This is a genomic window from Fictibacillus phosphorivorans, assembly GCF_007673525.1.
Taxonomy (GTDB): Bacteria; Bacillota; Bacilli; order Bacillales; family Fictibacillaceae; genus Fictibacillus; species Fictibacillus phosphorivorans_C.
Genome location: NZ_VDZU01000001.1, coordinates 2,005,664 through 2,028,606, shown reverse-complemented (window position 1 = coordinate 2,028,606; position 22,943 = coordinate 2,005,664). Strand labels below are relative to the sequence as shown.

Genomic DNA, 22,943 nt, shown 5'->3' with positions numbered 1-22,943 from the left:
CTTTCTATACAGCGTTATATAATTTGCTGTATCTTATATTAACAATTGCCCCTTGTATATCACTGTCTGCAGAATATTCAATGACATTCTCGCCAATAGCGAGTTTAAAGAATGTACTATCTAGATCAATCCAGTTAAATACATTTGTAACTGTTCCATCAGGTGAAACAAACTCAACCGTTTTCCTTCCATCAGTAGTATCAACCCTCATGAATTCGCCTTCATTTAAAGTCTGATTTACTTTAATAAACTCACCAGTAGTTATATTTGTAATGATTGGATTTGTAGCTGCTCCATAGAACTCTACATAAATAGGTGCAGGAGCATCACCATCGTTTATTATAGTTCTTTGATCACGTTGAATACCCATTTCAAAAATACCCTCAAACGGAAATTGGAATAACGGTTCAAATGTAGGTTCTTCAGTAATTGATGTTGATTTCCAATAAGGTGAAGGACACAGAAAAGTAAGCATCCCTCTTTGATGACGATTTCCTCGATTTTCACCATCAGGAAAAACAGGAACACTTTCAGCTACAGCTTCAATTTCTCTAATTAAGTATCCATTGTCATATCTTAAAGTACCTTTTCCAAGCTTCGGATTTGTTACCCTTGAAAACTCTCTTCGTCTCTCAGAGAGTTGTTTATAATCTAATCCTTTGATAATGAATTCAATTTCTACAAATCTTTCATTTAGGATTGTTTGAATTAGAGTACTTCCATCTTGGAAAGGTGATTTTTGAGTTTGATTATCTGCTCCTACATCACCTAATCCATTTACTGAAACCAATGAAAAAGAGACTCCATCGAATGTAATAGAGTCTCCATTAGCATTTATAAAAGTTAATGTTTCCATTTAAATCCCCCAGTCCATTGCTAAACGTTTACTTGCTTGTAATTGTTTACGTGCTGTCTCGGATGGAGAAAGAGCTTTTGGACTGTTAATGGTGATGTTTTGAACTATACCGCTTCTACCTGATGACGAACTTGAAGAATCAGATGAACCACCTTGTATGTTTGGTAATTGAAGGACATCAGTTAATAAACCTTTAATAATTGGCATACCTTTGGAAATACTATCTCCAATCGGACCCGCAAAATCTAGTTTATCTAAGTCACTCAATGGACCCGTTTTTGCAGGTGAAAACGGTAAGAAATCTCTTGCTTTTGATGCAATTTCTTCCATCTCTTTAAGCACTTTACCTGCTGCTGCTTTAATTCCACTAGCCATCATATCAATTAACCCTTTTCCTGCATTAAAGAAAGTAGTTCCCAATCCTGTAATAAATGAAACTACGTTATCGAAACCAGATGTAACTACATTTTTCACTCCATTTATTCCAGTAGTAAAGATAGATTTTGCTGTATTCCAGATACCCGAAAACAATGTTCTCAAAGTCGAACCGAATGCAGTAATTCCTCTTGTGATACCACCGATAAAGGTAATTTGCACAAAGCCAAGAATAAACTGAACAGCTCCTGAAAGAATTTGTTTAGAAGCCTCCCAAACACCTTTCCAATCCCCAGTAAACAATGCAGAGAAAAACTTAATTACTCCAAGGATAATGTCTATTGCACCTGATATAGTCATTTTTATAGCATTCCACGTTGAAATTACCAGTGCCTTTGCAACTGGGAAAACAACTTGTAGAATTGCTCCGATTGCTTTAACTGCAACCTCTACTACCTTAGAAATGACTGACCAAACGTTTTTCCCAGCTTGTAATATCTGTTGTCCGTTTTGATCCCAAAAAGCTTTAACTTGTGCCATTTTACTCTGTATAAATTTATAAATTGCATCGATTGCTGGTTTAATTGCGTTATTGTAAACATAATTCCATGCAGTAAGTGTGGCACTTTTTATACCTTCCCAAACAGAAATTACCGCATCTTTGAACCAAGTAGTCTTAGTCCAGAGCATGTATAATGCTCCTCCAACTGCTACAATTGCTGCAGCTACAACTGCTGCTGTAGCTGCAACAGAAAGGAACCCTATTACAAAAGGACTAATTACAAGCCATAAAGCCGAGAAGGCTGCTGTAAGCCCGCCAGTCAACCCGATTCCTACCGCAAGAGGTGCAAGCAATATTAGAAGTCCAACGAACAGATAAGCAAACCAAGATACAGCTGCACTTAATTCTGGATTCAACTGACTAAAAGTAGCCCATAACTCAGCAACCTTATTTATTCCCAATACAATTGCACCAATTACTTTATCCCAAGATTCAATGAATGGTAGTAATGCTGTATTTAGAGTACTTCCTAAAGTGCTTAGTGATGTACTAAGTTCTGTAAATCCATTATTTTCTGCCATCTTAGCTAAACCTACATTAATTCCAACAAATGCAATTCCAGCTAATAAAGCTAAAGATGCAGTACGTAACAAACCAATATTAATCATACGAGTCATATCTAATAACTCTTTCATGTTTGCATTGGGACCCAGTTGTTTCAATGCCAATACAGTTGCATTACCTTGTCTTGCAACACCCTCTAAACTACTACCAATCTTTAATAATCCATTATTAACTGTGTAAAGGGGATTTCCCATTCGTTCAAAATTAGCTGCGATCTTCTCACTTTGACCACTTCTTGCTAACATTTGTCCTACACCTTGTATAAAGGATTGTTTCATGAAATCATTGTTTTTTAGCATGTTTTCAGTTACTTTTTTATGTCGTTTCCCCAGTTCTTCAACTTCAGACATAAATTCTTGATTTGTACCCTTGTAATCATTCATACTTTTACCAAGTTTGAAGAATCCATATTCGACTTCTACCATATCTTGCTTAAACGGTTGTAAACTTGCACTTGCTTGAGTGTACGCTGATTTCATTTCGTCAGACATGAGTTTCCATTTACCAGATAATCCAGTAACACTTTGTCCCATATCTTTTGCAGCAATTGAAACATTTGAACCCATCTTTTTAAAGTCTGTTTGAACTTGTTTTGTACTCATTTCTAAACCAGAGGTGTCAGCACCGATTTTTACCATCATTTCAGCAATAGTTGCCATTACTTACTCACCCCATTTCTCTTTCTAATTCTTGAACAATACCTTTACTCTCTTCAGCAGTAGTTTTCTTTTTCTCTTTCTTCTGCTTTAAATCAAATGTCTTAACAGGATCTAGAGGTTTCCTACCTTGAGCGGACATTATTGTTCTCGCATGGATAGCCATCATTGAACGTTGATATTTATCTCGCCATTCAAACCCTTCAACTAGCTCCATGAATTCGCCATGAGTTAATTTTCCTAAAATATCATGGGATAAATTTAAGGGACCAAACGCTAATTGTTTGATCCCTTTCCAATCCATCCCTTTATTTAGTTTGGGTTCTTTACTTCCTCATCTTCGGGAACATCAAAGTCATCTCCAAGAAGTTTAGAGAGTTTTAAGCCTTTCATAATTGGTTTGAAAAGTGATTCTAACGATTCTCCATTGTCAATTGCATCACCAAGCATATTTCCTACTCTTTGAGGAGTAATTCCATGATCTTTCCATTTCAATCCAAATGTGTAGAAAATACGAAGTGTATTAAATCCCATTTGCTCCTCAGTAAGAATTGAACTGATACCTTTTCCATAAAATGCTTCGAGATCGGAAACCGAATTATAGTCAAATCTAAGAAGCTTTGTTTTACCATCAAGTTGTACTTCAACATATTTTTGTAAACTCATTATTTATTTCCTCCAATTATTACGCACTTGGCGTTTCTAGTTTTCCTGTTCCTTGAAGTGAGACTGAGTATGTAACTTCAGCATCATAAGCACCTTCAAATTCTGCTGATGTAACTAAAGCCATTCCTTCTTCAGTAGCAACGCCTTCTTCTTGAATACGAACTTTTATCTTTTGTTTATTACGGATAGCATCCTTAAGCTCTTGATATCCTGCGTCATCTTTGACATAGACCCCATCTGCATCAATAGTCCATCCATAAAATCCATAATCGTATTCAAAAGCACCTTGAGAATCTTTTGACGTAATGTCAATTGTTTCGCTTTCTTCTGCCAGAGTTGCATTACGTTGACCAGCTACAGCAGTCCAAACTGGTACTGCATCTGTTCCTGTATTAACCATTAATAAAATATCTACTCCACGCATTATATAGCCCCCTATTGGTTTCTTATCTTAAATCTGTACCGCATTACTCCATGCCTTGTAATATCATCAGGATCACTAAGCACTTCCATAAACTCTAATTGTGTAAACTCCACTAAAAAACCACCATCAATGGATAGTGGTTGAGAAAGAGCGTTTATTATCAAATTCATGATTTCTACTGCTTCTTTTTTACCTTTATAACGTGACCAAACATGTAATGTATGTGTTAACTCTTCTCCATACCAAGTAGAAGTAGACCAGTTGTTAACTGTATCCCCATTTCCAACCGTTACGTATGGAAAGACAGTATTTTCATCTACCGCATCATAAACACCAGTAATTTTTGCAGCTAATTGTGCATCATTAGACAGTCTATTATAAATGGCGGTTTGCAAGCTTAGTATTGCAGTCTTCATTTTACATCCCTCAAAGCTTCAGCTAGTTTACTCTTATATTCAGGGATTTCTTGTTCATAAGCAGGAAAAAGAAATGGTTGGGATTTACTACCCGGATGTTTAACTTCTTTCCCAAAGAATTGTTTCCCGTCACTAAGAACATTGGCTTCATTAACTGAAATCGTTCTAGGTGCTGTCCCAAATTCAACATGAGCAGCATATTCAAGCGAGGTTCCAATCTCTGCACTCATTTCATCTGTCGAGAGATCAACACAAATACTTCTCTTTAAAGTACCTGACTTTACAGGAGTTTTTTGTTTCGCATTGGCTTGAATTTTCATCGCTGTATCTTTAACAATCTTACTAACATCTGTCTTTTTGTTTATCTCGTAATCTTTGATGTTGTTGATTAAAGCCTCAAGTCCTTTTAATTCAAAATCGAGCTTCATTGACTTACCTCACTAACACACAACAGACATAAAACTTCTTCTAATCCACCTTGATCTATTGGAGCATCTATTTTTAAGATATTCCCGTTATAATCAATCCTTAATTTAGAATTGATTTCACTATCAAAGTCCATGAATACTTTGTAATTTATTTTGGATTGTAATTGTTGTGCTATTAAAAGTTTGTTCCCTGTTAAAGGTTGAACAAAAGCATCGGCTACTTTGAATGTAGCCCAATCTTCTGTATATCCGCCTGAACCATCTGGAATTTTTGTTTTTTGTTGGAATGTTATTGTGTGAGGATACTCATTCATACTTTTATCCTCAAATAAGGCTGTAGTAACTTGAGTATTGATTGCGGAAAGTCTGTATCAAAAGAGTATGAGACTTCTCCAAATGAACGAGAAGATTGACCTGATTTATTCATGTTGTATTCAATCATTTTAGCAAGTGCAATTTTTGCCCCGCCTTTTAATACAACATTTCCACTTTCATCAAGAAAGCTATTGTTACTGTACTCTTGAATGAATTCTATAAACAAAGGGATAGAAGTTTGAATGTATATATCATGTTTGGAATTAGTGATACCTAGAATATCTTTTACTTCTTGTGTATCCATTTCATCACCTATTTCTTAACAGGTTTCTTTTTTGGTTGTTCTGTTTTATCTTCCTTTTCCTTTGTCTTCTTAGGCTCAGGAACTTCCTCATAATTAGAGTCAGCATTACACCGTTTAATATGATCTACATCAGTAACTTCCCAAATTAGACCTGTTTCTTTATTTTTAAAAAACATCAAATCACCTCATTAAAAAAAGAGAAGGGATTTAACCCTTCTCCAAGTATGTATTTATGCTACTGTTGCAGTAAGTACTGCAAGTGCCTCAGGACGAAGTACAGAAGAACCGTAAACAGTAAGACCACGTACACCGTCAGCAAAAGCATTTTCAAGACGCATAGCTTCTACTTGATCGATTTGCTTGCCGAAACCGATTGCTTCTTTGTGTAGTGCCATGATCTTCTTCTTACCAGCAGCTTGAGACAACTCTTCAGATACAACAATCTGCATCCCATTGATCTTTTGACCTTCAACAACACCATTTTCAAGAACAACTGGTGAACGAGTGAAACGGTCATCTTTAGAAAGAAGTCCTAGAACATCAGAATCAATAACACAGAAACGGTCAGCTTTTGGAACTTTCTTCTTGTTCAATTTAGTACCAAGATCAACGATAGAGTCATAAACATTTGCTTTAGTCAATGCGATTGGAGTAGTATCGTTACCGATAACATTGTCAGCGTGAGCACCAGTGAACAAACCAAGAACATAGCTATCAGTTGTTTCTTGTAGGCTAACTGCTGCACCGTTTACATGTGGTTGCATTAATTCGCCAGCAGCTTGAACTGCATCGACATCGTCAACTTGAATTGAGAAATATTTCTTTTGATTCATAAGGATATCAACAGAAGTTGTGTTAACAGTATCCCATGCAACAGAACCAGCATAGTCCTTAATTGTTACGTCAGTAGCTTTGTTGAAAGTAATTGTATTACCTGCAATTTTAGTAGGACGAGTAGTAATAAGTTCTGCAATTGCTCCTTTGTTGTATTTTGTTAATAGTTTTGCTTCCCAAACTTGTGGAATAAAAGATGTTACTGCCATATTAAATCACCTATACCTTATCATTTTTTATATTTATAGTGCTTCTTTTACGTCTAGCCTGAAAGACAAATACTTATCCTTTTAACAAATCGTCTAATAATTTTGGATCTAGTTTTGCAATTTCTTCAGTAGACATGTTCTTTAATTGATCCATAGTAATAACACTTGGATTGCCGCCACCTGGAGGTGTATAAGAACCTTTCAATCTATCTTCAACTTGAGATTTCACATACTCATTCATAGCTGTTTCAAACTGTCCTAGATTTGCAAGTGTCCCTTCTTCATCTTGACCAATAAAGAAATCAATCAAAGATGTAGGAATTTTCTTATCACCAGCTACAGTTAAAGCTTTATTTTTAAGCGTCTCTCTTACTTTTTCATTTTGCATTTTCTCAAGATCAGCTCTTAATTTATCCAGTTCTAATTGTTCTGGAGTTTTATCAGGATTACGCTTCTTAATCTCTTCAGAAATAATCTTTTCAAGATTATTAGTTCTCCACGTATCCAAACCTTTTGAAAAATGCTTATCCTTTTCAGAATCAAACCATTTACGAGCCTCTTCATTTTCACTTACAAACTTTTGCACCTCATCAACACCAAATTTCTTAAAGCCCTGAAGATATGCACTTACTTCTTCTTGCCCTTTGTTCTCATCTAAAAACTTCTTAATATCTTCTAAATTCATCTTTCTTTTCTCCTTTTTGCCCTCAAAACGCTAATGCCCAATGAGTGCAAGTTGATTTTTAACCATAAAAAATACACCTTAAATTAGGTGTTTACTTAAATCCTTTATTCTTCATCCATTCTTCATAATTGGAGTAATCAATAATCGGCTTTACTCCATCTTCATTCTTGATATTTTCCTTTTTAACGGTAGGTTTCCACCCATCAACAACAGGAATAATATCAGACCTACAACCAACATGAGAATCTGCAGGAATGTTAGGATGTTTTCCGAACTCATAAATCCTACCGTCATGTTCACGACAGTATTTACTTGTAACTTTATCTAAGGTTGCATCGAACATTACCTTTTTAACTTTCATCTGCTCATATACTTGATCTTGAGCTTGTCTATGAACTCTTGCAACTTCATTAAATATCAGTCTTTCAGAATCGTATGTAGATACTCCAAATATCCGCTTTACTTCTTTAGCAAGTTTCTTAGGGTCGGTACCATTTATTAAAGCTTGTTCAACACTATATCTAACTTGTTTGACTAACTTCTTTTTGTTCTTCCAAATACGATCAGAAAACATTTCTTCCTTAACAGGAGTATCAACGATTGCTTTCATTTCGTTAGATTGGAGTGCTACAACATCAATCGGTTTATCCTGACCAGATTCCATCAAAAAAGCAGTACGATAATATGACTCTGAAGTAACTTCATTAAGTATCTTGGTTGTTAAATCAATATCCTTCTTCCCTAATGCTTTTACTTGTTTAAGAAGAGTTTTATCAAGTTTCTTAAGCAATTTATAACGCTGCTTCTTCGATACTGATAATTTACCATCAACAATATAAGGTAATAACAAAGAATTAATATCCTTTTGTACAGTTCCAAGCGAAGACTTAAACAATCTTAATAGATCATTAATATTACCAGTTACTAACTGTTCAATTAATGTACGTAATAGTTGTAAATACTTATTCAACCGCATCTAAATCAACTTCTCTATCCATCATTGATTCTCTTTCCTTCAAATACTTTTGGTACTCTAAAGAAGGATTCTCAACAAATGGGAATAGTGAATACAGTGTCTCTAAAGCAAAGATGTCCTTTAGTTTTGATGCAATATCAGCTAAATGTAACAAGTCAGTAGGGACATTCATCGTGAATTTCTGCTTGATTAATCTGTAATCATAATCAATATTCTCTTTAATCTTCAGTATGTAGAAATAGTCCTTCAATCTTGATTTAATACACTGTTCAAGCATGGTATGGATTGTTGTACACTTATTTTCTAATGTAATCAATCGCCCACGTAATGCTGAACCACTTGTATTAGATTGAAGTTTCTCATTTGTATCTATATGTGATGCTTGTTTGTACAGATTCTCTTTGATTTCTCCTAAAGTACTATTAGCAAACTGATCAGGTAAGTTCTTAATTAAATAATCAATTTCCGTACCTGTTTGAAGTTGAATAACACCTTTTTCCATAACCTTAGAAACATCTTCATCATTTTCAAATTTAGTACCGATTACCTTAAGAAGTGCCATTCTAAAGTCAGATAGCTCATTGACCATATTTGAAATAGTAATGTTATAAGAATCAATTAAATCTTTAATATCATCTAACATACTCTTACGTTCAGTATTAGCTTCAACAACTCTTACTGGAACTGATAAGAAAGCATGCTCACTATCTCCGATTTTCTTTAGTTGCTTGCCATCAACTTCAAAATGCCAAACAACTTTATTCGGTAAGTACACATCAACAAGTTCTTTCTTAGAGAATTGACTTTCCGTATAGTGATGTAATGCAAGTTGGACAGTTCTATCAGCATCATTTCCCTCTAACACATAGCAATTCAATGGTGTTAAGACCGTAGATTTAAACTCATTATCCTTTAGATACCGTAATTCATACGCATGACCAAATGTATTTGTTTTAAGCATTAGTTTTTGGTTATGAACTTTCTCCCACGTTGAGAAATCGGTATCAATCCGATCTTTATAATTTTTATTCCCATTCTTATCTATGTAATTAACAGGATTACTCAGAGAATAAGCTAGTTCATCGTGTAGAAACTTCTTAAACCAGTTCACTACAATTTTAGTATTAGCGCGATTTTTAGAGAAAGTGTAGTTAGATAAGATATCGTGTTTACCATCATAATAACGTTGATACTTTTCTTTCTCTTTTTGTTGCAATCTAAATGCTTCAAAGCATTTATTTAATAAATCTTGTGTAATTTCCATTAATTCACCCCTTCCTTATAAGCCTAAAGCTGATCTGCTGAATAGTTTTATAGGCTTGATTACTTGGATTTCATCAATTCTATTCGCAAATTCTGCTACAACGTCTGGACTATCATCGTGTAAACTAAATTTCTGGCCAGCAAAGTCCATAATTCGAGAAAGAAACTCTTTTTCTACTCTATTTTCACAGAAGATTATACGACCATTGTTCACATCAGATACAATCGTTGATATTTTTTCATCTTTATTCTTACGTTGCATCTCATTGATAAAAGTAATGTCTCTAGATGATAATTCTTTGTCTTTTTCAATCTTTTTCTTGATATTTTCAACGTCCAAGCCGTTGTATGTATTCTTTTCTATATAGCAATGAACAATATCTTTAAATTCCTTTAACAAATAAAGGACATGGTCAATATACTCGTCAAATTCATTAAACTTCCTTAACTGACCAGAACGAATATACTTAAATCCATTATCAGAGGATGAACCAACAGCAAAAGCAAATGAGTCAGAACGTTTCTTATCTTTATTCTTTACACCTGCTGTATCTATACATAGCATTGTCTTAGTGAAAGTATGATTCTCAATATCTTCTTTTGATTGTGTCGCATTTGATTTAAACCACTTATCACCAATGTTTTCAGATATACACATAAGTTCTTGCATGAATGCTATTCGCTTCTCAAAATACTTGATAGCCATCTTATAACACTCATACTTACCATTCCAAACGGTTGTAAAGTCCATATCCTCTTTATTTTCATTGTAGAAATCCATAGCAGATTGAAGTGGATCTTCTAACTTGTCATTGTATAGAATGTTTTTAAACTCTTGCCATTTTTCATGTTCATCAAAGTATTTATCTATATCAAAATCTACAACAGAACGGTGAAATACTTTATATTCAGGATTCTTCTTAATTGAATCAATAAAATCACCAGGAGCTAATGGAGTACCTAACACAAGAAACTTAGTAGCAGGTTTAATGAGTTTACCTTCACGATATACTGCCTCATCTCCACCTTCTTCTACTTCCTTTTGCCATTTCAGATACTTTTTAGCTTTACTTTCATCTGTCAGGATATCAGCCTCAGAAATATAGTCATCTGCTATATAAACCATTGGTCTAAAGATTCCATTAGGTGAGATATAAGCAGCTCCACGAACAGATGAACCAGATGAATATGCTTGTATTTTGGTATCGTTATCTAATTCAAGTTCCAATTTATTAACTGTTCGATTACGTGGATTAACTAAAGTACCAAAAGTATGAACAATGTATGGAGTCTGTAATGCTTTCTTCGTTTGATCTACAAAGTTGACTGCATCTAGTTCTCTATTTGCCATTACAATTGTAAAAGTACTGACTTTATAGCAATGTAAAAAACAACTTAAAGCCATATCAATAATAGTTGTCTTAGCACATCCACGAGGGAGAATAAATTCTTGCTTATCGTGAGTATTATGAATGAATATATTCTCTAGTTCTTTCCACACTTCATAATGAACAGGTGCGAGAGGACGAGACAAGTTAGTTGATTTAGGTACAAAGAAATCTTGAAGGAAATATAAACAGAAAAACTCAAATGATCGTTTACCTAGTGAATAGGCAAGACCATTTGAGCCGAATAAGTTTCTATTATGTTGTTTCATTAATTCACCAGTACGTTCGATTGCTAACTTCTTATCGTATCCACGTTTTAGAAAGTCTTTAAATAGATATTTACGCAGTAGATCGCGATTTTCTTGAGTATCAAATTGAGTTATAGTTTACACCCCCAAACTTATAAAAATTATATAAAAAATTGTGTAGGTGAATGCAATGGGAATGGAGAATTCAAAATTTAGAATGCCCCCATGTATCCCTACATTTGTATACAATTTATGAATACGGTATTCAAAATCGGTTGACATAATGTTAATTATAGGGAATCAAATAATTCCAAAACCCTTGTTAACAATAGGTTTGTGTGATGTCGTTTTTTATTTGTTATGCAATATTTTATACATCGTTGATATAACAACATTTTACAGTATGTATAGATTTTATTTCCCGCTTATTTTATGCATAAAGTTAAACAAGTAAAATAAACATTTTATCTAGAGTTCTTCTGCTTCCACATCTATGATATTTCGCTCCCACTTAGCGTGTTCTTCTTCAAGAATATCAGTGGATACATTAGGCTTACCTGCATCTATTTTAGTTGTCAATTCATGCTTAGATGGGATTCTACCTAAACTTCGATCTGCAAGATAACAAAGGATTTGAGCTTGAACACGTTTGTTGCTATCATCTGTAGCCAGTTCATACAACTTATCAACTACAAACTCCAACTTTCCATCGAACATTTTTTCTACGAACTTCTTGCGATTGTGTAGTCGTTCGTCCAATGCTGCAATAAATTCCTCATTACCTAACCAATCATATAAAGTTTGCCTAGCAATACCTACACGTTCTGATACTGCAGTTTTAGTTAATTCTCCATCAGCTAATAATTCAATTGCTAATATTTTTTTATCATCGATAATCACTGTTTCGACCACCTTACAATTTTACAATATTCTAATTCTAAATGCTATCAACTTCTATAACTTCCCTAAATTGAAAAATACCCTAGAATTAACTTCAAGAGCATATATATTTTCTCCTTCAATTCCCAAAACCATGTGAATATTATGATTGAAGTTGTAACCGATTTTCTTTGCCTGATTAATAAGTTTTGAACAATTCTGCACTATGTAATGTTCTATAGTTTTAATACGGTTTAAATAGTAGTCAGATGTTCTAACAGCATCTACGCTCATTCCACTGCTCGTTATTCCCATTCCAAATGGTGCATATATTTCACCTTCTTGTCCCTCAGTAAATGTCATAACATGCATTTCCCTTAGCTTTACAACATCACTATCTTTAATTTTGGGATTTCTCCCACTTATACCAATTAAACGAAATTGAGAAATAGATTCTGGCCAGTTCCTAGATAATATTCTTACTAGCTCTTGTTTTCCCCAACTACCATGTCCCATTACATTTATATAGTAAGCAAATTGATCAGTAAAACGTACGAATAATACGGGACCAGTTCTTTCTATATAGCCATATTTGTTCAGTTTAGTTCCAAGATGTATGTGATGAATACCCCAGTCATTTAATAAGTAATCATTGTAATCCAAATTAAAAATTTCCTTACTTAGGTGCAGTCGGATATCTTCCCCTCTCTCTATCTTATCTGTTACAAGGCGAAGACCTTTTTTTAAGTCCTCTGGACAAGAAAATTCTTTAGAATACATTACTTTTCGTTTAATTGGATTTACTAATCTTTTATGAAGATTAAAATATTGGTGACTAATTTGTTCAGAAGTACCTCTTGGTTCATATCCCATTTCAATAAGTCTCCTTTTTAAAAAAGAGACCCAATCATTATAAAAATCAATTTGAACATTATACATGTAAGGCATATTCTTTCACTCACTTTATTAGGATTTCGTTAAAGTGAAAAATTCTACAAAATTCACGTTTATCCTTTATTACTACTTTGTTTTGTAACCATTAAAAAACACCCTCACAGGTGTCCTAATTACTTACTAGGCTTACTTGCCCACTTTTCTGTTTTATCCAATATAGCCTTCTGGAACGGTCTAAGATTCTCAGTCCTCCATTGTTCCTTATGTTCATCACTACAGAATTCCTTTTAACCTTTTTCCAATACAACCTTACACTGTTTACATTTCTTTTTAAACATACCAATAACCCCCATTATCCTTTTTATCTACCTACGAATATTATCGATTAGAGGTTTCATCATTTATCTTTCCAAAAGTGTTACAGTATCATCTATGATCTCATCATCTAAGTGCACAATTCTTTCTTCAAAATACTTAAATTGTCCTTCTAAATTCTTTTGAATCTCTTCACAGCTCTCACGAATACTATCAAATACTTCTTCACTTAACCTCTGATCATGCTCAACCCTAGATTGCTGCCACTTTCTTAAACGCTTATTCTCTTCATGTAAATCAATACACAAGCTGCAAACAAGAGAAAATGCAATTAAAGTGATAATAGTAATAATAAACACTTAATCAACTCCAATTCATAATAAAAAGCCGCCACAAAGGACAGCTAAATATTTATTAAGATTGTATTTCATTCTTCTCTTCATCAATTTCATCTTTAGAAATCATCTTCCTAACCACTCTAAGAAGGATTAACATAAGCAAAATAGTCCCACAGAATCCCACAACAGTATCTAAATTTATATTAACTGAGCCAATTGGAAAGAAGTTATCAAATAGACCAATAAAATTAATATCCTTACCATCTACACCTGGTAAAGTATAGATTGAAAAGATTACATAATTCTGTGATTCTGTAACTATTTCTGCGGTTTTCTCTGCAAATAAATAAGCAGAAACTTCTTCAATAAAACCTTCACTTTGATGAAGAGCTAAACCTTCTGCAAAACTTATAAACTCAGCTTTATCAGGATTTGTAATAGCCATGATTATTAGTATTCCTAAAATGATGAGTAGCTTTTTCATAAATTCCCCCCTTGACATTATTCTGTCAAAAGGTGGTATAAATGGCAATATAAAAAGCACCCGAATCAACGGATGCTAATAATATTATCTATAACTTCTTGTATTAACTATATCTCTTGCTAATTGATCTATAGCTTCATTTAAGCTGTATGACAGGGGATAACCACTTTCAATAATATCAATTCCTTGAGATGTGATTTTAGCATTTGCAATTGTTTTATTAGCTGCTTTAAATATAATGTAGCCTTTACCTGACAAATACTCATAAGCAAGATTTGTTTCATGACTACTTATTTCTTGTGCTACATCTTTATAGGCACCATTATTTTCGAAATGGTAATCATATAATTCATTTAAAACTGATTTTCTTAGTTGTTGTCTAATCTGTATTACATCACTCATTCTCCATACCTCCCTTCTCATCAAATAATAAATGAAACAGGAAGATGCTATACTACTGTGAATATATCCTTCAGAATTTTACCTTTAACCTCTAAAACAACGCCATTTCCTGTGGCATTAAACTTATTTTTCTCTATCTTAATTAATCCTTTACTGCGTAGCTTATCAAACTCATTACTTATTTTTAATGTGTTATAACTATACTCAACATGAAACTCACCTTGTTGATTAGCTATTTGTTTCAACTCATTTAAGAGCTTTAAATTTAGCTTAATCATTGTTCTACGATTGATTTAGGTTGTGATGTTTTCTGAATAAGAAGCTTAAAGATGTCTTCAACTTCTTCCGAAAATGATCTTCCCCAATGTTGATTAGTGTCATTCACACTATTAAATTCAAGTGTTTCTCCAGTAGAAAGAAAAACATTTAAATTTAGAGGCTTATATCTTCCTTCTGTAATCAGTTCAAAGTTTTTCACTTGATCATAATAAAAAACTCGTATTTTTAAATCTTGATTATTCTCAAAAATAAATATTTGGTTATCCAGAAAAAGATGAGCTATTAGTTTCTTATCCGTAAACAAATTTTTAGGATAAAACAACTTGATATTTTCTTTTTCAACAAACTTATTTATGAAATATATTATTGAAACATCTTCTTCTCCAGCAAGATCTTCTACAAAGTATTCATAGCTTATTTTCATTAATATCCCTCCAATTTCGTTTGTATATATATTCCATACAAATATTGGAGATTCCTGCTGAAATTTAAGTTATTTTGTATAAAATTCTAATCTTTCCATAACTATATCCATTATTTCATTTGCTTCTTCTTCAGTGAAACGTTTGTAAATTACACCTGTTATAAATCCAATCATAAATAACTCTTTCTGAACCGGAGCTAACCTTTGTTTATAACCCTTCTCAAAACCCTCTAAAGACCAGCTAGCTAATATGAGCAATTCATCAGCTTGTAGGGAATAATTAATTCCTTGTGTCATTTTTTATTTCTTTCATTTTTTATTTGGGTAAGTAAACTCTTTAAAAAAACAGCTTCTACTCTTTTTTTCTTTTCTAAAACTGATCCATATAAAATACCTGCTAAGATTCCAGCAGTTAAAAGGAACGCTATCATAGGATGAACAACTCTAGAAAACGCTAATAAGTATGTAGCCATTAAAGCAACATATGCAGCAAGATATTTAGAATGATCATAATGTGATTCTATAGCTTCGGTTTTAGCGATTGCCAATAACAATACATCATCTTCCAGTTCCTTAAGCATAATGAGCCTATCCATTTGTTTTTCAATATCTTTTTCTTCTCTAAATTTTTTCGCGAAAGAATAAAATTCCTTATAATTTTGACCCAGTATAATTTCACTAAAAATGTTAATTTCATACACCCCCACTTAAATATATCGGTGGGAAGATTGGAAAATTTAAAAAAGCACCCCGATTAACGGGATGCTTGTTCATACAAAAAGGTTATTAATATATTGCCTTTTCTTCGTTCTGGAATTTAAAAATGATTGTTCTTATAGGATTATCTTTATCCTCATAGTTAATATCAGTATTTACAATTCGTTTCATACCATCATTAAATTTCAATAATGTACCATTGAGATTATGTGCTTCTTCAATTAAATATTTGATACTAAATTCGGGATTTATTGCTTTAATTTGAGCTTCATTTAAATCCATTTCAACTTTATTATCTAAGTCATAAAACAAGATATTTACTTTTAATGTCTCTTTCATTCTTAACACCTCCCTTCCTGACGAATACATTATATATTTGACAGGATATGACAGATGTCCTTTGTTTAATGTAAAAATTTGTTATTTCTTATCACCTAAATATGCTTCATTAATCCCATTAAGCAACCTGTTCATGAACTCTTCATTGTTCAATAGCCTCTCTATAGAAGAGAAGTCCTTAACTCTGTCTGTACGTACAATCGATCTACGCTTCTTCTTAATTTCGTTCTGATCGGTCTTGTTGTTATTCATAATTTATTTACCTTTACCCAATAAGTCGGTATTCTTAGTTTTATTGTGTACTTCTAAAATAAGTTTAGCTATTGCTTGATCTAGATTACTCTTCTTCTCTAAATCACATGAATCTTTATAAGTAATCTTACCGTCTTTCGGAATATTGCGTATCATACTACCTGTCTCCTCGTTGTTAATTCTAAGATGAAGAGACAGCATAGCACATTTTCAGAATTATTTCATTCTTAAGTAAATTACGCAATAATTGATTATTTCTTATTATGTAAAGTTAAAAAGTAGTCGTCAACTTCTGATTCATCCAACGAGCTATTTGTCAGCATAAATCTAATTTGTTCTTCTGCATCTTGAATATCACCTTGAAACAAACCGATGATATGTGGCAGCTTAACAAGGCGGTTTACGATAGCATCAATCATTCAGTTTCTTCCTTATATGTGTAGCCAAGTACAATATTCTGGATAGATCTTGCTGTTACACCGTTCTCTTCAGCTTTCATCTTATACCATTCAACTTTACTACCAGTCCAATTGATAAACTCTTTTCTAAGCTGCTCAGCAACTACTATGGATAAACGAACAGCATTAATAAATTTATCTTTAGAAGCTTTGTTACCTTTACTTGAAGTAAGCTCTAAATTACTGATACTACAGTCTTTGGTATCCTTCGTAAGATGATTTACTTCAAGTCCAATTGCACGCCATTGCGACTTCAATAGTCCTGTATGGCTAGATATGATAATTTCATGCAAATACATTGGATGTGAGATACCTTCTGAATCAATTAAGGCAGTCATAAGATACTTGTTGTCATCGCCAGTGCCTTTTGCATTTTGCAACAAATATTTATTTGACTTCTTGCTGAATACTTTGCCGTTTAACGTATCCGCTAAGTAATCTTTAAATCCTGGAACTGGTGTTAAAATTACTTCTTCATTAATCATCTATATATCATTCCTTCAAATTTTATAGTGTTAGCCACAAGCAAAAAGAAGCCTTCAACCTTTGGAGTAAAGGCGGCTTCTTTTTCTCGGGTCATTTAATTTAATTTGAAAGTTGTGTCATCACGACATGAACTTAATTTTTATACTCCAGTTAACATTCAATAAATAAACGTTAATTGGAAAATAAAAAAAGGACACCAACAATTAAGTTAGTGTCCAATAACAATTATTAGGAGTAATAAATAATGACAATTTAATTGACAATATCTATCACCAGTGACTGCGGTTAGCAGGCACTTATAGTTACATTTGCAGTGAAACTTTTCTGATTTTCTTTAGGCGGATTTACAGAATGGAAAACAACCTTCCACCCATTCATACCCATCTTAATTCCTTTTTTTGAAATAAAATCAGGTGCAATACTACAAAGCATTTCCTCACCCTTATATACATTAGCATAACCTTTTTCAGGGACTGTAATTAGTGTGAATTCATTATCTAGTACATCACCTATTACATCTTTAGCCGGTTTCCCTCTAGTTAAGAAACGAATGTTTTTGCTATCAACAATACCCACGGTCTTCTCTTCTTTAACCTCATACCAATAATGACACATGTATTCAGGGTGATTATTTTCAATCTCCATAACAGCAAAATGTCTCCCCATTATTGATAGGACAGAATACTTACCATCTTCTAAACCAGTATCAATAACTAATGGATATTCAAGTAACTTAACATCAGATCTGTTTAACTCAGCCTGTTTAATTACCATCTCACCATCAATTACATGGGCGATACCTGTAATCCCGAATTCAGTATCAATTGAACCCAAATCATATAACGTAGTTTTTTGATTTACCCTATTCTCTAGAGCGTTAAATCTCATACCCTCATAAGCTACATCCCAAGCAAAGTCATAAGTCCCTTTTAATCGGTATGAAAGTTCTACTGCAGCAGACGCTAAAATACTTAAGTTCGGTTCGACTTTGCGACACTTGAATTTATAATCATTTCTTATCGTTGCATACTTTGACCGAATCAAATCTCTTTCTTCTGCATTTTGTTTCATCTTTGCTTTCTTATCATAGTCCAACAGTTCTTTCCTAACTTTGTTTCTTTGATTTGAATACTCTTCATACAAAGGCTTTAACTTTTCCACTATTTCATTAATGTAATCGCTATGAGGCAGTTGCTTTCTATACTGGAACAGTTCCACTGGATTATCAATTGATTGGTAGTATTCAGGGTCAATGTCTTTAAGGAAAGTAGATTCAATCTTTTCCTTTTTACCTTGCATCCAGTGCACATATTGATTTAAAGGTGATCTTATATCTGTGCTGTAGTCTTCACGCTTACCACCATATACATTAATCATGAAATACGGCTTTTTTATTCTTTTTCCGTGCATCTGAATCGGGTAAGCTATTTCAACTTTTTCTCCAGTTTTGGCAGCATCAATTAATTGCATCTGATAAATTTTATTAACACTTACAACTAAATCTGCTTTCTTATAATCTTCATAAGCTAATGCAAGATCTTGAAGTTTAGTATTCCAGTTAGTCAGAATGCCGATCATCGAAGAGGTATTGTGCTTTTCATAATTAATGATCTCCTCTAAATTGTACTCAGTGTATTCCGCCTTATCATTAGAACTAAACTGTTTATCTCCTTCATGAATAAGAGGCACATTATCAAGCATTGCATTCAAGAGAATTTTTTCTTTTGTATACAAAACGGTGTCACCATCTACGTCTGCCGTATATTTAGGAAGATGCAAGTCATTAATGCCTGTCACTATGATTGAATTTAAATGTTTCACATACTCATTATCAGACTCGATAAAAGTTGCTCTAACGGTTTCTTTTGGACTTGTAGTAGGGTTTCTCATCAACAAATACTCACCAGTAGTACCATTCTTATAAACTGTATACGGAGTATCCAAAAATCCTTTTACCCTATCTTCTTTACGATGTACAGCCCATTCCATAAACGCTATCGGACACTGTGTAATATATCGGTATCCTCCACGAATAGGAATACGCCCTTTCATCAAATTCTTTAACTCATCAGATACACGGTAACGTAAGAATTTTTCAATCTTTTTATCATGTATTAATCTCTCATCAATGCTAATCATGTCTAAACATTTATCAGAGAAGTAATCTGTTCCTTCTGAGCTATCCATCATCTTCAAGAACGCTTTAATATAACCTATATCCTTACCTTCCTTAACTTTATAAAGAAGCTTTTCATAAGGTTTACTAAGTTCCTTCAAATCTTCAAAACTAAGTTTCGGCAAAGCATAAATGAACTGGTAGTTTAATGGAGTAAATTCATTCATCAATAATTCATCTTTTGCATAGTTTGCTACTCCGAACTGATTAACCCTGTATTGATTCATCAACTCATACCATTCATCAATTGAAGAAAACAGGCATTCCTTTTTACCTGAGCTATAGTCTTGAAAAGCTTTCCAGCATGATTCAGTTGCAATAATATCAATTTCTGAAACTTTGTGAGACACATTAAAGCAATCAACAATTACTGTTACACCGTTTTCTTTACACCACTTCTTAAAATCAAATCGAACAATTAATGATTTAAAGTATGGTAACCTTCCTTGAATACCATTAGTTACATACTTTAGGTTTAATTCTTTACTTACTTTTTCAAACCATTCAAAACTACCTAATGATTGCCCATCAAACATTGTCATAGGTACTTGGTGATTGGGAATGTACTCTACTTTCTTACCAATTGTTTCACTAGAAATCTTCGGAAACTCAATTTCTTCAGTTTGGCTTTCTTCGTAAACAGGATAAACAACATTGTAACTTTCACCGTATCCAGCAGGTTTCGAAATTTGATCCAGTTTTATTCTTCGTCTTTCCTTATACCATGCGTTTTTACTTTTATGTGTATCAAAACTCATCCAATCGAAGTAAGGAAGTTTCTTTAAATCTTCATTAGAAGGTCTATTTTCTTTCCACTCTTCTTTTATTGCTTTTTCCAATTGGATTTGTTTCTCAATAGATGCCAATTGTTCTGGATCTGTATCACAGTTACGAATAACCTCGACATCTTCTGTTATGATTTTCTTCATGTCCTTAATAACTACTATTCTAGGCATAGACTCAACCATTAGCACTGAAGATAAGCTAATCCCATAGGCAGCTTCCAACTTAGAAACGACTGTATGAGTAGGAATTTTATTAAGTGAGACATATTCAAGCACCTTTTTAGCAATATCCTCACGAACAAATAACGTTTTTTGAGTACGAACCATTGATGGACTCTTTACAGATTTCACATAACGAATATCATTTAACCAGATTCCCTCTTTAAGTGTGCGAGTGTATAATTCTAATGTTTCAACATCATCATCTTTAATTTCATCAAACTTTAAAATGAAGTATGTGTTATCAAGAATATCTTTATCTAAAATAGTTTCAATTGCTTGTATGTAAAAATTACGGAAATGGGCAATTTCTCTTCCTGGCTCAGCGATAGTTAACTTTCCATTATTATCTTGAAGGTTGTTCAAATGAAATTGATTAACTGTGATTTGTTTACGTTTAAGTGACATCTTTTTATCTACTCCCTTTGTTTATTGGTAATTTGATTATTATGTAGAAAATACAAGTTCAAAAGATGGCGCTACGTAAATGGAGAAGTGCTTTCCATTTACTAGCTTGCGAGTTCAAAACTTCGTTTTTCACTCGGATTGTAATTTTATAAAATATATTTTGATACTTTTCAGATACCTATATGTTTAAGATTGTACTTATAGGTACTTGAAAGGTGTCATTTTTCACCCGAACATTAAAAATGCTTCTTCTATGTCGTCTAATAAGTCTTGTGGAAGTGTTTCAAGTGATACATCCATTACATTTTGAGTAATGTCAGATGTATTTTTATCAATTAGCAGACTAGCCAATTTTTTAATATTATCTATGTATGTAACTTCTGATCTAACTTTTCCCATCTTACCTGCTGTAAATGAATTTTCATTTCTGTGTTCAGCATTCTTTAACAAGTTATCTATTACGGTAGTATTTAAGTTAATCTTTTCTTCTTCTCGTTTAACTTCTTCAAGTAATAAGTCTGCGAGTTCATTTAATTCTTGTTCTATGTATTTCTCATTTACAGTAATATCATAGGCGGTATAATAGTATTCAATATGACTATATTCATTTAGATATTTTTTTACTTTACCTTTAAACTTTTTCCAGTCCCTAGAAATCCTTACAAGGGACATTTTCTGATATTTCATTTCCTCAAGGACTTCTTTTTCACAATCCATTATGACTGATAGTTCGTTTTCTGAAGCAATCCTTGTTGTAAATTCTCCTTTTTCTCTAATCTTAATTACTGTGTTAAACATGATGATCCGTTTATCCATAAGATTATTTAATGCAGATTCAATTGTACTTTTGAAGTTACTGTTACTTGTGTTGTAGAAATCATAAATAACTTTTTCATTAATTCTAGTGTATTTGGATAGTTTTGGAACAAGTTCACCACATCCGCCATAATTATTATTTATCATTCCGATTCTATTTAATAATCTACTTCTACTTATGGAAATGTGACCACCAGATTGAGCAAGTAAATCAGCAATCAATAATTGAATAGCATTACCGTAAATACTCCTTCGACTTCCAGCACTCTTCCCTCTATTTTCAATCTTTTCTATAGGTGTTTCGTATACTTCATCTATAAGGATGTTGTGTCCTGATTTTCTAAATTTACAAAAACGTTCTAATTCTTTAAATTGATACATCTTACTTTTGCTGCTACTCTTAACTGGCACTTCTAAAAACTCACATAAAACTTTATAATTCTTAATCGTCTGACCAGGTTTTAATTTTTCTGTTTTCAATAATTACCCTCCGTTTAGTTTATTTGATTTTAAATTTATACTGATCTGCTAACTTTCGAACATTCTCATTATCCGAAAAGAAATATACAAATTTTGTAGAGTTGTCTTTATCAACTTTCATTTTTTTCAATCTGCAGCTATTCATCATTAAGTAACCTGCCATTCGTTGACTAAATACTACAAAGTCTTTCTCTTTAATATTTTCCATTATGTTAAACCTCCAATATTTGATTAAGTTATAAGATTATTTATTGGAGATAATAAATTCTCATTATCTTCCGCCACACACGGCGGTTAGCCGTGTTGAAGATTAAAATTCAAGGGAACCATATGATAGTTCCCTTTTTACAACTGCTCTTGCCTATGTATGTTTCCTGACTCTTTCAATAACATCAATAGTAACGTTAAGTTCTTCATCTAAGATATTACCTGTTTCATGAAATGCATTTAAAACTTCAAGTTCTGCTTTAGCCATTTTTGATTGATGATTTGATTTTTCTAGATTTTTATTTACTTGATTTAAAATAGTTTCTTTCATAATTTCAAATTCAAATTTCATAATATTCACCTACCTTTCAACTTTAGATAAAATTAGGGATTTAAACAGAAATACTTAGCTTGTA

The 22,943-nt window shown here is 32.9% G+C and carries 32 protein-coding genes; all 32 read right to left on the bottom strand.

Annotated elements, in window-relative coordinates:
- Nucleotides 1-4: 4 nt before the first annotated feature.
- Nucleotides 5-856 (bottom strand): phage tail family protein, encoded by an 852-nt coding sequence (locus tag FS458_RS10125; RefSeq protein WP_144700212.1) that lies wholly within the window; start codon nucleotides 854-856, stop codon nucleotides 5-7.
- On the bottom strand, nucleotides 857-3,016 hold the full coding sequence (locus FS458_RS10120; RefSeq protein WP_144700210.1) for a phage tail protein: 2,160 nt from the start codon (nucleotides 3,014-3,016) through the stop codon (nucleotides 857-859).
- Between the two features lie 7 nt (nucleotides 3,017-3,023).
- Nucleotides 3,024-3,317: a hypothetical protein gene (locus FS458_RS10115; protein WP_144700208.1), complete on the bottom strand. Its 294-nt coding sequence runs from the start codon at nucleotides 3,315-3,317 to the stop codon at nucleotides 3,024-3,026.
- A gap of 8 nt (nucleotides 3,318-3,325) precedes the next feature.
- Nucleotides 3,326-3,679 (bottom strand): hypothetical protein, encoded by a 354-nt coding sequence (locus tag FS458_RS10110; protein WP_144700206.1) that lies wholly within the window; start codon nucleotides 3,677-3,679, stop codon nucleotides 3,326-3,328.
- Nucleotides 3,680-3,698: 19 nt separating this feature from the next.
- On the bottom strand, nucleotides 3,699-4,103 hold the full coding sequence (locus tag FS458_RS10105; protein WP_144700204.1) for a phage major tail protein, TP901-1 family: 405 nt from the start codon (nucleotides 4,101-4,103) through the stop codon (nucleotides 3,699-3,701).
- A gap of 11 nt (nucleotides 4,104-4,114) precedes the next feature.
- Nucleotides 4,115-4,519, bottom strand: a complete 405-nt coding sequence (locus tag FS458_RS10100; RefSeq protein WP_144700202.1) for a DUF3168 domain-containing protein — start codon at nucleotides 4,517-4,519, stop codon at nucleotides 4,115-4,117.
- Nucleotides 4,516-4,947: an HK97-gp10 family putative phage morphogenesis protein gene (locus FS458_RS10095; RefSeq protein WP_144700200.1), complete on the bottom strand. Its 432-nt coding sequence runs from the start codon at nucleotides 4,945-4,947 to the stop codon at nucleotides 4,516-4,518. The genes FS458_RS10100 and FS458_RS10095 overlap by 4 nt, the downstream gene beginning before the upstream one ends.
- Complete coding sequence (locus tag FS458_RS10090) at nucleotides 4,944-5,261, bottom strand: phage head closure protein (RefSeq protein WP_144700198.1); 318 nt, start codon at nucleotides 5,259-5,261, stop codon at nucleotides 4,944-4,946. The genes FS458_RS10095 and FS458_RS10090 overlap by 4 nt, the downstream gene beginning before the upstream one ends.
- A complete protein-coding gene (locus FS458_RS10085; protein ID WP_144700196.1) occupies nucleotides 5,258-5,566 on the bottom strand; it encodes a phage head-tail connector protein in 309 nt (102 codons plus the stop codon). Before FS458_RS10085 ends, FS458_RS10090 begins: the two co-directional genes overlap by 4 nt.
- 8 nt (nucleotides 5,567-5,574) lie before the next feature.
- Nucleotides 5,575-5,742 (bottom strand): hypothetical protein, encoded by a 168-nt coding sequence (locus tag FS458_RS20705; RefSeq protein ID WP_186320637.1) that lies wholly within the window; start codon nucleotides 5,740-5,742, stop codon nucleotides 5,575-5,577.
- Nucleotides 5,743-5,796: 54 nt separating this feature from the next.
- On the bottom strand, nucleotides 5,797-6,609 hold the full coding sequence (locus FS458_RS10080) for a hypothetical protein (protein ID WP_144700194.1): 813 nt from the start codon (nucleotides 6,607-6,609) through the stop codon (nucleotides 5,797-5,799).
- A gap of 73 nt (nucleotides 6,610-6,682) precedes the next feature.
- Complete coding sequence (locus FS458_RS10075; RefSeq protein ID WP_144700192.1) at nucleotides 6,683-7,294, bottom strand: DUF4355 domain-containing protein; 612 nt, start codon at nucleotides 7,292-7,294, stop codon at nucleotides 6,683-6,685.
- 91 nt (nucleotides 7,295-7,385) lie between these two features.
- Nucleotides 7,386-8,270: a minor capsid protein gene (locus FS458_RS10070; RefSeq protein WP_144700190.1), complete on the bottom strand. Its 885-nt coding sequence runs from the start codon at nucleotides 8,268-8,270 to the stop codon at nucleotides 7,386-7,388.
- Nucleotides 8,257-9,534, bottom strand: a complete 1,278-nt coding sequence (locus FS458_RS10065; protein WP_144700188.1) for a phage portal protein — start codon at nucleotides 9,532-9,534, stop codon at nucleotides 8,257-8,259. The genes FS458_RS10070 and FS458_RS10065 overlap by 14 nt, the downstream gene beginning before the upstream one ends.
- A gap of 15 nt (nucleotides 9,535-9,549) precedes the next feature.
- The gene (locus tag FS458_RS10060) at nucleotides 9,550-11,190 is read right to left on the bottom strand and encodes a hypothetical protein (protein ID WP_222122226.1); all 1,641 of its coding nucleotides are present in this window, start codon (nucleotides 11,188-11,190) and stop codon (nucleotides 9,550-9,552) included.
- Nucleotides 11,191-11,637: 447 nt separating this feature from the next.
- Nucleotides 11,638-12,069 carry a phBC6A51 family helix-turn-helix protein gene (locus FS458_RS10055; protein WP_186320514.1) on the bottom strand — a complete coding sequence of 144 codons (432 nt, stop codon included), beginning with the start codon at nucleotides 12,067-12,069 and terminating at the stop codon, nucleotides 11,638-11,640.
- Nucleotides 12,070-12,123: 54 nt separating this feature from the next.
- Nucleotides 12,124-12,921: a hypothetical protein gene (locus FS458_RS10050; RefSeq protein ID WP_186320513.1), complete on the bottom strand. Its 798-nt coding sequence runs from the start codon at nucleotides 12,919-12,921 to the stop codon at nucleotides 12,124-12,126.
- 422 nt (nucleotides 12,922-13,343) lie between these two features.
- On the bottom strand, nucleotides 13,344-13,616 hold the full coding sequence (locus tag FS458_RS10045) for a hypothetical protein (RefSeq protein ID WP_144700183.1): 273 nt from the start codon (nucleotides 13,614-13,616) through the stop codon (nucleotides 13,344-13,346).
- Between the two features lie 55 nt (nucleotides 13,617-13,671).
- On the bottom strand, nucleotides 13,672-14,079 hold the full coding sequence (locus tag FS458_RS10040) for a hypothetical protein (protein WP_144700181.1): 408 nt from the start codon (nucleotides 14,077-14,079) through the stop codon (nucleotides 13,672-13,674).
- 84 nt (nucleotides 14,080-14,163) lie between these two features.
- Nucleotides 14,164-14,481 carry a hypothetical protein gene (locus tag FS458_RS10035; protein WP_144700179.1) on the bottom strand — a complete coding sequence of 106 codons (318 nt, stop codon included), beginning with the start codon at nucleotides 14,479-14,481 and terminating at the stop codon, nucleotides 14,164-14,166.
- A 274-nt stretch (nucleotides 14,482-14,755) separates the two neighbouring features.
- A complete protein-coding gene (locus FS458_RS10030; protein WP_144700177.1) occupies nucleotides 14,756-15,184 on the bottom strand; it encodes a DUF3908 family protein in 429 nt (142 codons plus the stop codon).
- A gap of 69 nt (nucleotides 15,185-15,253) precedes the next feature.
- On the bottom strand, nucleotides 15,254-15,481 hold the full coding sequence (locus FS458_RS10025) for a hypothetical protein (protein WP_144700175.1): 228 nt from the start codon (nucleotides 15,479-15,481) through the stop codon (nucleotides 15,254-15,256).
- Nucleotides 15,478-15,885, bottom strand: coding sequence for a hypothetical protein (locus FS458_RS10020; RefSeq protein WP_066394471.1), 408 nt, complete (start codon nucleotides 15,883-15,885; stop codon nucleotides 15,478-15,480). Before FS458_RS10020 ends, FS458_RS10025 begins: the two co-directional genes overlap by 4 nt.
- 85 nt (nucleotides 15,886-15,970) lie before the next feature.
- Nucleotides 15,971-16,240 (bottom strand): hypothetical protein, encoded by a 270-nt coding sequence (locus tag FS458_RS10015; RefSeq protein ID WP_144700173.1) that lies wholly within the window; start codon nucleotides 16,238-16,240, stop codon nucleotides 15,971-15,973.
- Between the two features lie 81 nt (nucleotides 16,241-16,321).
- A complete protein-coding gene (locus tag FS458_RS20700) occupies nucleotides 16,322-16,492 on the bottom strand; it encodes a hypothetical protein (protein ID WP_156499156.1) in 171 nt (56 codons plus the stop codon).
- A 3-nt stretch (nucleotides 16,493-16,495) separates the two neighbouring features.
- Nucleotides 16,496-16,648: a hypothetical protein gene (locus FS458_RS20695; protein ID WP_186320512.1), complete on the bottom strand. Its 153-nt coding sequence runs from the start codon at nucleotides 16,646-16,648 to the stop codon at nucleotides 16,496-16,498.
- Between the two features lie 95 nt (nucleotides 16,649-16,743).
- The gene (locus FS458_RS20690; protein ID WP_186320511.1) at nucleotides 16,744-16,911 is read right to left on the bottom strand and encodes a hypothetical protein; all 168 of its coding nucleotides are present in this window, start codon (nucleotides 16,909-16,911) and stop codon (nucleotides 16,744-16,746) included.
- Nucleotides 16,908-17,435 (bottom strand): hypothetical protein, encoded by a 528-nt coding sequence (locus tag FS458_RS10010; protein ID WP_144700171.1) that lies wholly within the window; start codon nucleotides 17,433-17,435, stop codon nucleotides 16,908-16,910. The genes FS458_RS20690 and FS458_RS10010 overlap by 4 nt, the downstream gene beginning before the upstream one ends.
- Before the next feature lie 286 nt (nucleotides 17,436-17,721).
- Complete coding sequence (locus FS458_RS10005) at nucleotides 17,722-21,024, bottom strand: hypothetical protein (RefSeq protein WP_144700169.1); 3,303 nt, start codon at nucleotides 21,022-21,024, stop codon at nucleotides 17,722-17,724.
- Nucleotides 21,025-21,249: 225 nt separating this feature from the next.
- Nucleotides 21,250-22,320: a hypothetical protein gene (locus FS458_RS10000; RefSeq protein ID WP_144700167.1), complete on the bottom strand. Its 1,071-nt coding sequence runs from the start codon at nucleotides 22,318-22,320 to the stop codon at nucleotides 21,250-21,252.
- Nucleotides 22,321-22,339: 19 nt separating this feature from the next.
- A complete protein-coding gene (locus FS458_RS09995) occupies nucleotides 22,340-22,528 on the bottom strand; it encodes a DUF5659 domain-containing protein (protein WP_144700165.1) in 189 nt (62 codons plus the stop codon).
- Between the two features lie 153 nt (nucleotides 22,529-22,681).
- A complete protein-coding gene (locus FS458_RS09990; RefSeq protein WP_144700163.1) occupies nucleotides 22,682-22,879 on the bottom strand; it encodes a hypothetical protein in 198 nt (65 codons plus the stop codon).
- Nucleotides 22,880-22,943: the final 64 nt, after the last annotated feature.

Bases quoted from the DNA above. Each gene is read 5' to 3' on its own strand.
- FS458_RS20705 (WP_186320637.1), bottom strand. From the start codon at position 5,742: ATGTTTTTTAAAAATAAAGAAACAGGTCTAATTTGGGAAGTTACTGAT.
- FS458_RS20700 (WP_156499156.1), bottom strand. From the start codon at position 16,492: ATGAATAACAACAAGACCGATCAGAACGAAATTAAGAAGAAGCGTAGA.
- FS458_RS10025 (WP_144700175.1), bottom strand. From the start codon at position 15,481: ATGACACAAGGAATTAATTATTCCCTACAAGCTGATGAATTGCTCATA.
- FS458_RS10080 (WP_144700194.1), bottom strand. From the start codon at position 6,609: ATGGCAGTAACATCTTTTATTCCACAAGTTTGGGAAGCAAAACTATTA.
- FS458_RS10065 (WP_144700188.1), bottom strand. From the start codon at position 9,534: ATGGAAATTACACAAGATTTATTAAATAAATGCTTTGAAGCATTTAGA.
- FS458_RS10035 (WP_144700179.1), bottom strand. From the start codon at position 14,481: ATGAGTGATGTAATACAGATTAGACAACAACTAAGAAAATCAGTTTTA.
- FS458_RS10030 (WP_144700177.1), bottom strand. From the start codon at position 15,184: ATGAAAATAAGCTATGAATACTTTGTAGAAGATCTTGCTGGAGAAGAA.
- FS458_RS10115 (WP_144700208.1), bottom strand. From the start codon at position 3,317: ATGGATTGGAAAGGGATCAAACAATTAGCGTTTGGTCCCTTAAATTTA.
- FS458_RS10085 (WP_144700196.1), bottom strand. From the start codon at position 5,566: ATGGATACACAAGAAGTAAAAGATATTCTAGGTATCACTAATTCCAAA.
- FS458_RS10095 (WP_144700200.1), bottom strand. From the start codon at position 4,947: ATGAAGCTCGATTTTGAATTAAAAGGACTTGAGGCTTTAATCAACAAC.
- FS458_RS10100 (WP_144700202.1), bottom strand. From the start codon at position 4,519: ATGAAGACTGCAATACTAAGCTTGCAAACCGCCATTTATAATAGACTG.
- FS458_RS09990 (WP_144700163.1), bottom strand. From the start codon at position 22,879: ATGAAATTTGAATTTGAAATTATGAAAGAAACTATTTTAAATCAAGTA.
- FS458_RS09995 (WP_144700165.1), bottom strand. From the start codon at position 22,528: ATGGAAAATATTAAAGAGAAAGACTTTGTAGTATTTAGTCAACGAATG.
- FS458_RS10040 (WP_144700181.1), bottom strand. From the start codon at position 14,079: ATGAAAAAGCTACTCATCATTTTAGGAATACTAATAATCATGGCTATT.
- FS458_RS10105 (WP_144700204.1), bottom strand. From the start codon at position 4,103: ATGCGTGGAGTAGATATTTTATTAATGGTTAATACAGGAACAGATGCA.
- FS458_RS10015 (WP_144700173.1), bottom strand. From the start codon at position 16,240: ATGAAAGAGACATTAAAAGTAAATATCTTGTTTTATGACTTAGATAAT.
- FS458_RS10070 (WP_144700190.1), bottom strand. From the start codon at position 8,270: ATGCGGTTGAATAAGTATTTACAACTATTACGTACATTAATTGAACAG.
- FS458_RS10075 (WP_144700192.1), bottom strand. From the start codon at position 7,294: ATGAATTTAGAAGATATTAAGAAGTTTTTAGATGAGAACAAAGGGCAA.
- FS458_RS10005 (WP_144700169.1), bottom strand. From the start codon at position 21,024: ATGTCACTTAAACGTAAACAAATCACAGTTAATCAATTTCATTTGAAC.
- FS458_RS10110 (WP_144700206.1), bottom strand. From the start codon at position 3,679: ATGAGTTTACAAAAATATGTTGAAGTACAACTTGATGGTAAAACAAAG.
- FS458_RS10120 (WP_144700210.1), bottom strand. From the start codon at position 3,016: ATGGCAACTATTGCTGAAATGATGGTAAAAATCGGTGCTGACACCTCT.
- FS458_RS10060 (WP_222122226.1), bottom strand. From the start codon at position 11,190: ATGAAACAACATAATAGAAACTTATTCGGCTCAAATGGTCTTGCCTAT.
- FS458_RS10125 (WP_144700212.1), bottom strand. From the start codon at position 856: ATGGAAACATTAACTTTTATAAATGCTAATGGAGACTCTATTACATTC.
- FS458_RS10090 (WP_144700198.1), bottom strand. From the start codon at position 5,261: ATGAATGAGTATCCTCACACAATAACATTCCAACAAAAAACAAAAATT.
- FS458_RS20690 (WP_186320511.1), bottom strand. From the start codon at position 16,911: ATGATTGATGCTATCGTAAACCGCCTTGTTAAGCTGCCACATATCATC.
- FS458_RS10010 (WP_144700171.1), bottom strand. From the start codon at position 17,435: ATGATTAATGAAGAAGTAATTTTAACACCAGTTCCAGGATTTAAAGAT.
- FS458_RS10050 (WP_186320513.1), bottom strand. From the start codon at position 12,921: ATGGGATATGAACCAAGAGGTACTTCTGAACAAATTAGTCACCAATAT.
- FS458_RS20695 (WP_186320512.1), bottom strand. From the start codon at position 16,648: ATGATACGCAATATTCCGAAAGACGGTAAGATTACTTATAAAGATTCA.